At 68.9% G+C, this 11,319-nt stretch carries 10 protein-coding genes; 4 read left to right on the forward strand and 6 right to left on the reverse strand.

Going from position 1 to position 11,319, the window contains the following annotated elements:
- Nucleotides 1-198 precede the first annotated feature (198 nt).
- The 4 genes from OVA17_RS14895 to OVA17_RS14910 form a co-directional block, all read right to left on the reverse strand.
- The gene (locus tag OVA17_RS14895; RefSeq protein ID WP_267787260.1) at nt 199-2,337 is read right to left on the reverse strand and encodes a 3-hydroxyacyl-CoA dehydrogenase NAD-binding domain-containing protein; all 2,139 of its coding nucleotides are present in this window, start codon (nt 2,335-2,337) and stop codon (nt 199-201) included.
- Nucleotides 2,334-3,542, reverse strand: coding sequence for a thiolase family protein (locus tag OVA17_RS14900; protein WP_210075059.1), 1,209 nt, complete (start codon nt 3,540-3,542; stop codon nt 2,334-2,336). The genes OVA17_RS14895 and OVA17_RS14900 overlap by 4 nt, the downstream gene beginning before the upstream one ends.
- 71 nt (nt 3,543-3,613) lie before the next feature.
- Nucleotides 3,614-4,810, reverse strand: coding sequence for a ribonuclease D (locus tag OVA17_RS14905; RefSeq protein ID WP_267787261.1), 1,197 nt, complete (start codon nt 4,808-4,810; stop codon nt 3,614-3,616).
- A complete protein-coding gene (locus OVA17_RS14910) occupies nt 4,803-5,393 on the reverse strand; it encodes a DUF3000 domain-containing protein (protein WP_267787262.1) in 591 nt (196 codons plus the stop codon). The genes OVA17_RS14905 and OVA17_RS14910 overlap by 8 nt, the downstream gene beginning before the upstream one ends.
- Before the next feature lie 25 nt (nt 5,394-5,418).
- On the opposite strand from OVA17_RS14910, the gene OVA17_RS14915 reads away from it, so the two are divergent.
- Complete coding sequence (locus OVA17_RS14915; RefSeq protein ID WP_267787263.1) at nt 5,419-6,624, forward strand: alpha/beta hydrolase family protein; 1,206 nt, start codon at nt 5,419-5,421, stop codon at nt 6,622-6,624.
- A gap of 33 nt (nt 6,625-6,657) precedes the next feature.
- Here OVA17_RS14915 and OVA17_RS14920 read toward each other — a convergent pair whose 3' ends face one another.
- Both OVA17_RS14920 and OVA17_RS14925 read right to left on the reverse strand, forming a co-directional pair.
- On the reverse strand, nt 6,658-7,098 hold the full coding sequence (locus OVA17_RS14920) for a SufE family protein (RefSeq protein ID WP_267787264.1): 441 nt from the start codon (nt 7,096-7,098) through the stop codon (nt 6,658-6,660).
- A gap of 34 nt (nt 7,099-7,132) precedes the next feature.
- Nucleotides 7,133-8,035, reverse strand: a complete 903-nt coding sequence (locus OVA17_RS14925) for a sulfurtransferase (RefSeq protein ID WP_267787265.1) — start codon at nt 8,033-8,035, stop codon at nt 7,133-7,135.
- A gap of 118 nt (nt 8,036-8,153) precedes the next feature.
- Between OVA17_RS14925 and zapE the strand changes: the two genes are divergently transcribed.
- The 3 genes from zapE (at nt 8,154) to OVA17_RS14940 (ending at nt 11,220) form a co-directional block, all read left to right on the forward strand.
- Nucleotides 8,154-9,191, forward strand: coding sequence for a cell division protein ZapE (gene zapE, locus OVA17_RS14930; RefSeq protein WP_267787266.1), 1,038 nt, complete (start codon nt 8,154-8,156; stop codon nt 9,189-9,191).
- Between the two features lie 165 nt (nt 9,192-9,356).
- The gene (locus OVA17_RS14935; RefSeq protein ID WP_267787267.1) at nt 9,357-10,631 is read left to right on the forward strand and encodes an ammonium transporter; all 1,275 of its coding nucleotides are present in this window, start codon (nt 9,357-9,359) and stop codon (nt 10,629-10,631) included.
- Between the two features lie 73 nt (nt 10,632-10,704).
- A complete protein-coding gene (locus OVA17_RS14940; RefSeq protein ID WP_267787268.1) occupies nt 10,705-11,220 on the forward strand; it encodes a type II toxin-antitoxin system PemK/MazF family toxin in 516 nt (171 codons plus the stop codon).
- Nucleotides 11,221-11,319 lie beyond the last annotated feature (99 nt).

Genomic DNA, 11,319 nt, shown 5'->3' on the forward strand with positions numbered 1-11,319 from the left:
GCCCGGTCTTGCATCTCCGGCGTCCGTCCGACGGTCGCCAGAACAGGAGAGTGCATCGAGAACAGGACGGAACCGCCCGATTCGGCCTGTTCTCGTCGCACAGCCTGTTCTCGTGACGCGCCCCACCCTGCGTCACGAGAACACGAACGACGGCGGCGCCGCCCCCGAGGGGACGGCGCCGCCGGTGAAGCCCGCGGATCAGGCTCCGATGCCCCGGATCGGCGGGTGATGGAACGTGTCGCCGAAGGCACGCTCGGACGCCCCCTCGCGGTCGAGGTAGGGCGAGGCACCGCCATCGATGAACGGCCAACCGGCGCCGAGGATCAGGCACAGGTCGATGTCCTGCACCTCGGGGACCACACCCTCGTCGAGCATGATCCCGATCTCCTGAGCGAGGCCGTCCTGTACGCGGGCGAGGATCGTCTCGGGCGCGACCGGCGCCTTCCCGGTGACGAGCACCTTCTGCGCGGCCTTGGTCCAGCCGGTCACCCGACCGCCCTTGTCTTTCTCGACGACCTCGGGGAGCGCGGCGAGCTCGTGGAAGTTCTCGGACGAGAAGAACCGGTCGGGGAAGGCGTGCGCCATCGTGTCCTGCACGTGCGCGGCGACTTTCCACCCGACGAGGTCGATGAGTTGGAACGGCCCCATCGGCAGGCCGAGAGGCGCGAAAGCCTTCTCCACGACGGCGATGGGCGTTCCCTCGTACACCGCCCTCGCCGCTTCGCCCATGACCTTCGCCAGCAGACGGTTCACGACGAAGCCGGGGGCGTCGGCGGTGAGCACTGCGTTCTTGCCAAGGCCCTTCGCCACGACGAACGCCGTCGAGAGGGCGGCGTCGCTGGTGGCATCCGTCTTCACGACCTCGATGAGCGGCATCACCGCGACGGGGTTGAAGAAGTGGAAGCCGACGAGCCGCTCGGGGTGCTGCAGCACCGAACCGATCTCGGCGACCGACAGCGACGAGGTGTTGGTCGCCAGAATGGCGTCTTCGGACACGATCTTCTCGATCGCCGAGAAGACGTCCTGCTTGACGCCGACCTCTTCGAACACGGCCTCGATGACGAAGTCGCAGTCCGCGAACTCCGAGCGGTCGGTCGTGCCGTGCACGAGCGCGCGCAGCTGGTTGGCCGTGTCGCCGTCCAGACGCCCCTTGGCCTCGAGCTTGCCGATCTCGTCGTGAATGGATGCCACGCCCTTGTCGACACGGCCCTGGTCCAGGTCGGTGATGATCACGGGCACGCGCAGCCTGCGCACGAACAGCAGCGCGAACTGCGAGGCCATGAGCCCCGCGCCGATGACGCCGACCTTCGTGACCTTCTTCGCCAACGCCTTGTCGGGGGCTCCGACCGGACGCTTCGCGCGCTTCTGCACCAGGTCGAAGGCGTACATGGATGCCGCGAACTGATCGCCCGTGATGAGATCGGTCAGTGCGTCGTCTTCGCGGGCGAAGCCCTCGGCCTTCGTGCCGCTCTTAGCCTTGTCGAGCAGGTCGAGCGCGACATAGGGGGAGCGGGGGACGGTACCGATCTTCGACTCGAGCATGCCGCGGGCCATCTTGATGGCGATGGGCCACTTCGTGAGGCGCTCGAGCTTGCCCGGCTCGTTCTTCCGCTCGACGCGGACCCGACCGGTCAGCACGCCATCCGCCCAGCGGAGCGAATCCTCGAGGTAGGAGGCGGCGGGGAAGATGGCGTCCATGATCCCGAGGTCGAATGCCTGCTGCGGCTTGAGCATGCGGTTCTGCTTGAGCGGGTTCGAGATGACGACCTCGAGCGCGTTCTCGATGCCGATGAGGTTCGGCAGCAGGTAGGCACCGCCCCAGCCGGGGATGAGGCCGAGGAATACCTCCGGCAACGCGACGGCTGCGGCTGAGGCGTCGACCGTGCGATACGTCGAGTTCAACGCGATCTCGAGACCACCGCCGAGGGCGAGACCGTTCACGAAGGCGAACGAGGGCACGCCCAGCTCGGACAGTGAGCCGATGACCTGGTGGCCGCGCTGCGCGATGAGACGGGCGACGTCCTTCGAGGGCAGCTTGGCGACGTCGGACAGGTCGGCGCCGGCGGCGAGGATGTACTGCTTGCCGGTGATCGCGACGGCGTGGATCTCGCCCGCAGCGGCACGCTCCTGGAGCGTCTGGAGCGTGCGCCCGAGTTCGGCGAGCGTCCCCGGCCCCAGCGTGTTCGGCCGCGTGTGATCGCGACCGTTGTCGAGCGTAATCAGAGCCAGCACGTTGCCCGAGGGCAGTCGCACGTCGCGGACGGGGGAGTGGGTGACCACCTCATCGCCCGTCAGGGCGTCCAGAGGCGTGAAGTCGATCGCGGTGTAGTCGGTCACTTGCGCTTCTTCTTTCCGTCGAAGAACGGGTTCTCCCAGATGACCGAGCCGCCCTGGCCCAGGCCCACGCACATGGCGGTGAGGCCGTAGCGGACGTCGGGGCGCTCCGCGAACTGCGCGGCCAGCTGGATCATGAGACGGACTCCGGATGCCGCGAGCGGGTGGCCCAGGGCGATCGCACCGCCCCACGGGTTCACCCGGGGGTCGTCATCGGCGATACCGAAGTGATCGAGCAACGAGATCACCTGGATGGCGAAGGCCTCGTTGAGCTCGAACAGACCGATGTCGTCGATCGTGAGTCCGGCTTTCTTCAGAGCCTTCTCGGTCGAGGGAATCGGTCCGATGCCCATGATCTCGGGCTCGACCCCCGCGAAGGCGAACGACACCATGCGCATCTTCGGCGCGAGACCGAACTCTTTCACGGCGTCGCTTCCCGCCAGCAGGCTGATCGTCGCGCCGTCGGTGAGCGGCGACGAGGTGCCGGCGGTGACGCGACCGTGCGGACGGAACGGCGTCTTCAGCGTCGCGAGGCCCTCGAGCGTGGTCTCGGGCCGACGGCCCTCGTCCTCCGTCGCCAGGCCCCACGCACCGTCGGCGTCCTTGACCGCGACCGATACGAGGTCGGGCTGGATCTTGCCGGCGTCGTAGGCGGCCTGCACCTTGTGCTGGCTCGCGACGCCGAAGCGGTCGGCACGTTCTTTCGTGAGGTGCGGGAACCGGTCGTGGATGCGTTCCGCCGTCACGCCCATGTTGAGCGCACCCGGGTCGACGAGCTTCTCCGCGACGAAGCGGGGGTTGGGATCGACGTTGCCGCCGATGGGGTGTCGGCCCATGTGCTCGACGCCGCCGGCGAGGGCGAGGTCGTACATGCCCACGCCGATCGACGCGCCCATGGTGGTGACGCTCGTCATGGCGCCGGCGCACATGCGCTCGACCGCCAGACCGGGCACGGTCATGGGCAGCCCGGCCAGGATCGCCGCCGTCCGCCCGAGGGTAAGTCCCTGATCACCGGTCTGCGACGTCGCCGCGATGGCCACGTCGTCGATCCGGTCCTTCGGCACGTCTGCGTTGCGCTCCATCAACCCGATGATCGCCTTGACCACGAGGTCGTCGGCGCGGGTGTTCCAGTACATGCCCTTTTCGCCGGCGCGCCCGAAGGGGGTACGCATTCCATCGACGAAGAAGACGTCCGTCATCTCGGCCACTCTGCCTCCAAAGTTTGGGATGACCCCAGCCTAGGAAGGCGAGATTGCTGCGCAGAATCGGTTGTCCGAACCTACGAATCGGTGGCGGACCCGTCGTCGTCGGTGTTGAGGGAAGCTACAAAGCTATCGGCGATCACCTGTGAGGTCTGGTCAATCTGCCAGGGGCGCGCGCCGAGCTCGGCGAGGGCTGCCCCGACAGAATCGGCGGTGAGCTCGGCCGGCGGCGCCCAGGCCAGACGGCGCAGGGTCTCGGGCGTGAGCAGATTCTCGGTCGGCATCCGCAGCTCTTCCGCCCGTGCCTCGACAGCCGGGCGGGCCTTCTTCAACCGGCGGTCGGCCTCGGGGTTGCGGTCCGCCCACGCGCGCGGCGGGGGGAGGGTGTCGCTGGGCACGCGATCGGCGGGCAGATCCGTCGATTCGCGACCGGCGACGATGGCGTTCCACCAGCGGTCCAGCTGGGTACGGCTGGCGCGACCGTTGAACTCTTTCACGCCCGCGAGCGCTTGCTTGCTCGCCGGGTCGGCAAGCACGGCCGCGACGAGGGCGCGATCGGGTACGAGTCGGCCGGGCGCGATGTCCTGCTCGCGGGCGTAGTCCTCGCGCGCCTGCCAGAGCGACCGGGCGACGGCCAGCGAGCGGCGACCGCGTACGCTGTGCAGCCCGCTCAACCGACGCCACGGGTCGTCGCGCGGGGGCTTCGGCTCACGATCGAGAACGGCCTGGAACTCCTGGCGTGCGATCTCGGTCTTGTCCTGCTCGGTCAGTTCGGCGTCGAGCACGTCGCGCACGTCGATCAGGTGCTCGACATCGAGGGCCGCGTATTCGAGCCAGGATGCCGGCAGGGGGCGCGTCGACCAGTCGGCGGCGGAGTGGGCCTTGGCCAGCGTGATGCCCAACGTCTGCTCGACGACCGCCCCGAGACCGACGCGCTCGTGTCCGAGCAGGCGCGAGCCCAGCTCGGTGTCGAAGATGCGCGGGGGCTCGAGCCCTCGTTCACGCAGCGACGGAAGGTCCTGGCTCGCGGCGTGAAACACCCATTCGACGTCGCCGATGGCGTCTTGAAGGGGCGAGAAGTCCTCGATCGTCGAGGGGTCGAAGAGGAAGACCCCGGCCTCGCGGCGGAAGACCTGGATGAGGTAGGCGCGCTGCGAGTAGCGGAAGCCGGAGGCACGCTCGACGTCGACCGCGACGGGACCGCTCCCCGCGTTCAGGGTCTCGCAGGCGGCGAGGAAGCCCGCGGCATCCTCGATGACGATGTACTCAACCACGCGTGGGCCTCCGGGCTCCGAGAACAGCGACGCCCTCCGACCCCGGGGGGAGGCCTGCGAGCATGCACACGAGCTCCGCCCACGCCTCGAGGTGCGGGCGGAAGGGACCGCGCGGCGACCACGACGCGCGAAGTTCGATCTGCGACCCCTCGCCCTGCGAGGCCAGGGCCCCGAAGCCGGTCGAGAGGGTCTTGGTGGCGGTGCCCGATTCCGAGTGGCGATCGGCACCGCGCGAGTCGAGCGCATCGATGAGCCACGACCAGGCGACCTCGGACAGCAGGGGGTCCACGCCGATCTCGGGCTCGAGAGGCGCCTGCGCGAAACAGACGATGCGCCAGGCACCGCCCCACGGCTCGGGCTCCTCGGGGTCGTGCAGCAGGATGAACCGCCCGGTCCCGAAGGGCGAGTCGGTGGCGTGCTCTTCGGGCCGCACGTCTCCCGCCAGAGCGAGAGAGAAGGGGGCCAAGCCGGAGGGCGACGGAATCTGCCGGACGACCAGATCGTCGCGGAAAGTCGTGTCGCGCACCTCTTCGACGGCTCGCGCGAAGGGGCTGTCGGCCTCCGCCGGGCGCTGGTCACTCACGGCCACAGACTAGAGTGAGGCCTCGATGAACGCTCCCAGGCGCGCCGCGGGTTCCCGCGCATCGCAGCGCTCGACCACCGGTGTGCGCGCCACCCTCGCGGCCCTCGGCATCGCCCTCGCCGCCTCCGCGACGACGCTGGGGGCGGTCTCGCTCCGCATGGCGCGCACGGTCGTCCGCCCCGCCGGGCGACGCCCCGACACGCGTATCGTGCGTCTCGACGCCGCGTCGCAGACGATCACCCTCGAGCGCACGCCCGACACGACGCTGCCCGGCCGATACGGTCTTTTCACCGTCGGCTCGGTGGACTATCTGCGACTCGGCTCGATCGTCGGAGAAGACGAGACCACCGTCACCCGCAAACTCCTCACGCATGTCCCCGCCGACGGCGATCTCGCCTCGGAGGCAGCCTTCAGCGGGTGGTACTTCGACAAGCCCGAAGACCTCATGCTCCCGTTCCAGGCGCTCGAGGTCGACGCCGGGGTCGGCTCGTGCCCCGCCTGGGAGTTCCCCGCCGAGGGCGACTCCGACGTCTGGGTCGTTCAGGTGCACGGGCGCGGAACGACGCGGTCCGAGGCCCTCCGCGCCGTCCCGGTCTTCCACACGCTCGGCATCTCGAGCCTCGTGGTGTCGTACCGCAACGACGGAGATGCCCCTCGCAGCCCCTCGGGCACGTACGCCCTGGGCGCGACCGAATGGCGCGACGTCGACGCCGCGATCGGCTACGCCCGCCGTCGGGGGGCGCGCCGCGTGCTGTTGATGGGGTGGTCGATGGGGGGAGCGTTGTCGCTCCAGGCCGCCCTCGAATCGCCCCACGCCGACGTCATCGCCGGTCTCGTCCTCGAGTCGCCCGTGGTGGACTGGCGCACGGTTCTCGACTTCCAGGGTCGCGCGATGCACCTGCCCACGCCCGTCATCGCGATGGCCGAACGCGTACTCGTCTCCACCTGGGGAGCGACCGCGCTGCGCAGCGGCGAACCCATCCCTCTCGATCGCCTCGACGTGGTGTCGAGGGCGGTCGAGCTCCGGCATCCCGTGCTCATCCTCCACAGCGACGACGACGGCTTCGTCCCCGCCGACGCCCCGCACGCTCTGGCGAAGGCGCGTCCCGACCTCGTCACGATGGAGACCTTCACGGTCGCCCGGCACACGAAGCTGTGGAACTACGACGAGACGCGGTGGACCACCGCGATCCAGGACTGGGTGCGCGGGCAGGGCCTCTCTCGGGAGTGATTCCGGATGCCGGCCCCCGGCGACGCGTGCTGCTCAGGCGTCGCGCTTCGCGCGCACCTGACGCTTGGCGCGCATGAGCATGCCCGTCATGCCGGCGATGCGGAGCGGACTGACGGCGCGCGTGAGACCGATGCTCTGTGGGAAGTCGTCGGGCACGGCGAGGGCCTCCTCGGCGCTGAGACCGGTCAGCCCCTGCGCGAGGATGCTCGCGAAGCCGCGCGTGGTCGGCGCCTCGGCCGGAGCGGTGGCGTGCATCGCGACGCGGTCGTCGCCGTCGACCGTGACGATGATGAACACGGGGGACTGGCACTCCACCACGCGCTCGCGCAACTCGGGGTGATCGGCCAACTCCTCGGGAACCTCGGGCAGCTCCTGCGAGAACTCCAGCAGCAGCTGCAAGCGGTCGGGCTCGTCGAGCTCGAGGAACTCGTCGCGGATCTCGGCGAAGCGGGCGGGGAGATTGTTGTCGGACATCACCGTCATCCTCCCACGCCCGCGTCGGCTGCGGTCAGCGCGAGGGCACCTCGCCGGGCTCCGACCCCGAGACGATCGGCACGCGCACCGCGCTGCCCCACTCCGTCCACGACCCGTCGTAGTTTCGGACGTCGTCGAAGCCGAGCAGGTGCTTCAGCACGAACCACGTGTGGCTCGAGCGCTCACCGATGCGGCAGTAGGCCACGATCTTGTCGCCATCGGCGAGCCCCGCACCGTCGCGGTAGATGGCGTCGAGCTCCTCGCGCGACTTGAAACCGCCGTCCTCGGCGACGGCCTTGCCCCACGGCACGCTCTGGGCGCTGGGGATGTGGCCGGCGCGGAGCGCACCCTCTTCGGGGTAGGCAGGCGCGGTGGTGCGCTCGCCGGAGTACTCCTCGGGGGAGCGCACGTCGATGAGCGGATTGCCGAGGTGGGCGAGCACGTCGTCCTTGTAGGCGCGAAGCGCGGAGTCGTCGCGCTCGACGACGGGGTAGTCGGTGCGCTCGACGACCGTCTTGTCGGTGGTGTTCGGGCGTCCCTCGGCGATCCACTTGTCGCGGCCGCCGTCGAGCAGACGCACGTCTTCATGGCCGAACAGGGAGAACACCCACAGCGCGTACGCGGCCCACCAGTTGTTCTTGTCGCCGTAGATGACGACGGTGTCGTCGCGCGAGATGCCCTTGGCGCTCAGAAGCTCGGCGAAGCCCGCACCGTCGACGTAATCGCGCACGACCGGGTCGTTCAGTTCGGTGTGCCAGTCGACCTTCACCGAGCCGGGGATGTGACCCGTCTCGTACAGCAGCACGTCTTCGTCGGACTCGACGACCACGAGGCCCGGCTGACCGAGGCGCTCTTCCAGCCACTCAGCCGTGACGAGTCGTCCGGGCTCGGCGTAGTCGGCGAACTTGGGGGAGGTGGTGTCGAACTCGACGGTCACGGGTACTCCTCGGTCAAGGCGATGGACGGTGCGGCATAGGGTGGACACCGCACCATCGACCCTAGATCCGCGGCATGGGGCACGCACCCTCCCCGTAAGACTTGGACACAGGACGGCCATGACCTCCACTCCCGCCACGACCGGCCTCATCCACCTGACCGAGCGCGAGCCCGCGGTATCGGGCGCCGACATGGTCAACGCCCTCGTCCCGCCGCCGCAGTTCGACGCCGCGACCTTCGAGTCGTACCGCGCCGACGACGCCTACCCCTCGCAGCAGGAGGCCAAGGTGCTGCTGCAGGAGTTCTCCGGAAAGCAGGCCGCTCCCGCCAAGAAGGGCGGCTTCTTCCGTCGCGCCGAGAAGGTCGCCCCCGTCAAGCCCGGTGTGTACCTCGACGGCGGCTTCGGCGTCGGAAAGACCCACCTCCTGGCCGCGATCTATCACGCGATGCCCGCTCGCCGGAAGTACTTCGGCTCCTTCATCGAGTACACCGCGCTGGTCGGCGTACTGGGCTATGCCAAGGCCGTCGAGCTCTTCCGCGGCTCAGATCTTCTCTGCATCGACGAGTTCGAACTCGACGACCCGGGCGACACGATGGTCATGACGCGCCTGCTCGGTGAGCTCGTGGCATCCGGAACCCGGCTCGCCGCCACTTCGAACACCCCGCCCAATGCCCTGGGCGAGGGGCGCTTCGCGGCCCAGGACTTCCTCCGCGAGATCCAGTCGATGGCCGACAGCTTCCGCACGATCCGCATCGACGGCACGGACTTCCGTCAGCGCGCGATCGACGGAGAAGCCAAGGTCCTGACCGACGAGGGTTATCGAGAGGCGATGGATGCCGCAGCCTCCGGCTCGGTCGTCGCCGACGACGCATTCCTGGACCTCGTCGACCACCTCGCTCGGGTTCACCCCTCACGCTTCATCCGGCTGATCGACGGGGTCGACGTGATCGGCCTGCGCGACGTGCAGGTGCTCCACGACCAGTCGGCGGCACTGCGTCTGGTCGCTTTCGTCGATCGCGCCTACGACGCGCAGATTCCGATCCGGGCCACCGGCGTGCCGTTGAACACGGTGTTCAGCGAGGAGATGCTGGGCGGCGGGTACCGCAAGAAGTACCTGCGCGCGGTCTCGCGCCTCGTCGCGCTCACGCACTCCTGAGGCGAGTTCATCGCCGGTTCGCGGGCGCAGGAAACGCGATGTTTACCTGAGCGGCCCGGCTGTAACACCCCCGAAACACGGGGCGAACGGCGACGGAACCGGGGCTGTGGACACTGAGGGGACCCGACGCTTTACCTGCGTCCCTGCAGAGAGGTTCCCTCCGAGATGGATCAAGGCAACACCGCATTCATCCTGATAGCAGCCGCCCTCGTGCTGCTCATGACGCCAGGACTCGCATTCTTCTACGGCGGTCTCGTCAAGGCCAAGAGCGTCATCAGCATGATGATGATGAGCTTCGGCGCGATGGGTCTCATGGGCGTGCTGTGGGTGCTCTACGGCTACGCGATCGCGTTCCCCGCGACCGACGCCGGGGTCACCAACGCCCCGTGGCACATCGACGGCGCTGACTTCGGCCTCGCGAACGTTCTCACCACCCCCGAGGGCGCCGCGTACCCGCCGCTCGCCTTCGTCGCCTTCCAGGCCACCTTCGCCATCATCACCGTCGCCCTCGTCTCGGGTGCGATCGCCGACCGCGCCAAGTTCGGCGCGTGGATGATCTTCGCCGGCATCTGGGCCACGGTCGTCTACTTCCCCGTCGCGAGCTGGGTCTTCAACTTCGGCCTCGCCGAGGACGGCTCCTTCAGCTACGGCGGCTGGATCACGCACGGTCTGCAGGACGTCTTCGGCGTCGGCGCGATCGACTTCGCCGGTGGAACCGCCGTGCACATCAACGCCGGTGCCGCGGCCCTCGCTCTCGCCCTGGTCCTCGGCAAGCGCGTCGGCTTCCAGAAGGGCGCCCACGTCCCGCACAACCCGCCGTTCGTCCTCCTCGGCGCGGGTCTGCTGTGGTTCGGCTGGTTCGGCTTCAACGCCGGCTCCGAGCTCGCGGCCGACAACACCGCCGCCCTGGCCTTCGTCAACACGATCGCCGCTCCCGCCGCAGCCCTGCTCGCGTGGCTGATCGTCGAGAAGATCAAGGACGGCAAGCCCACGTCGGTCGGCGCCGCCTCCGGTGCCGTCGCCGGTCTCGTCGCGATCACCCCGGCCTGCGCGGCTCTCACGCCGATCTGGGCCATCGTGCTGGGCCTGCTCGCCGGTGCGGTCTGCGCCCTCGCCATCGAGCTCAAGTTCAAGCTCGGCTTCGACGACTCGCTCGACGTCGTCGGCATCCACCTCGTGGGTGGTCTGCTCGGTACGCTCTACCTCGGCATCTTCGCCAACACGAGCGGCCTCATCTACAGCGGCTCGTTCAACCAGCTCATCGTCCAGGCGATCGCCGCCCTCGCGGTCCTGGTCTACTCCTTCGTGCTGGCCTTCATCATCGGCTTCGCGATCGAGAAGACGATCGGCTTCCGCGTGAAGAACGAGGACGAGATCGCCGGTATCGACACCGTCGTGCACGGCGAAGAGGGCTACGTGCTCTCCGACGTCCGCGGCTGACACCCGCCTCACCCCGAACGGGGCGTCGCCGATTCGTCGGTGGCGCCCCGTTCGTCGTGCCTAGGGTGTGGGTATGGGAACCACGTCTCGTCTGCTGTCGGCCTTTCTCGGGATGTTCCGTTCCGCGCCGCCCACGCGTCGATCCACCCCGGCGCAGCCCACACCGCGTCAGAGCGCCCCTCGTGGCACGGAGACGGTCGAGATCGATCCCCCGAGGCGCTTGACCCTCTCGTACGCGCCGAAGCGCGACAACGCCCCCGACGGCGGAGAGATCGTCTGGACGTGGGTGCCGTACGAGGAGCGCGACGGGCGGGGCAAGGATCGCCCCGTCCTCGTCCTCGGGCGAGCGGATGCCACCCGCTCCTACGCAGTGAGGTTGACCAGCAAGCCGCACGACGGCGACCGGCAGTACCTGTCCCTCGGCACGGGGGAGTGGGATCCCCAGCGACGCCCCTCGTGGATCGACGTCGAGCAGGTGTATCTGGTGCACGACGCGGGTATGCGGCGCGAGGCCGCCGCACTCGACCGCAAGCGCTTCGATGCCGTCGCCGACGCTCTCGCGGCGCGCTACGGGTGGGCACGCTCCTGACGCGGATCCTTCGCCTGATCTCGTCACCCGCCGAGGAACGCTTCGTGAGACCCACGTGAGATTCCTCTCATCTGACGCGATTTTCGACGGATGAGCATT

This window comes from Microbacterium sp. SL75 (genome assembly GCF_026625865.1).
In the GTDB taxonomy this organism is placed as follows: domain Bacteria; phylum Actinomycetota; class Actinomycetes; order Actinomycetales; family Microbacteriaceae; genus Microbacterium.

Bases quoted from the DNA above. Each gene is read 5' to 3' on its own strand.
- OVA17_RS14915 (WP_267787263.1), top strand. From the start codon at position 5,419: ATGAACGCTCCCAGGCGCGCCGCGGGTTCCCGCGCATCGCAGCGCTCG.
- OVA17_RS14920 (WP_267787264.1), bottom strand. From the start codon at position 7,098: ATGTCCGACAACAATCTCCCCGCCCGCTTCGCCGAGATCCGCGACGAG.
- zapE (WP_267787266.1), top strand. From the start codon at position 8,154: ATGACCTCCACTCCCGCCACGACCGGCCTCATCCACCTGACCGAGCGC.
- OVA17_RS14935 (WP_267787267.1), top strand. From the start codon at position 9,357: ATGGATCAAGGCAACACCGCATTCATCCTGATAGCAGCCGCCCTCGTG.
- OVA17_RS14940 (WP_267787268.1), top strand. From the start codon at position 10,705: ATGGGAACCACGTCTCGTCTGCTGTCGGCCTTTCTCGGGATGTTCCGT.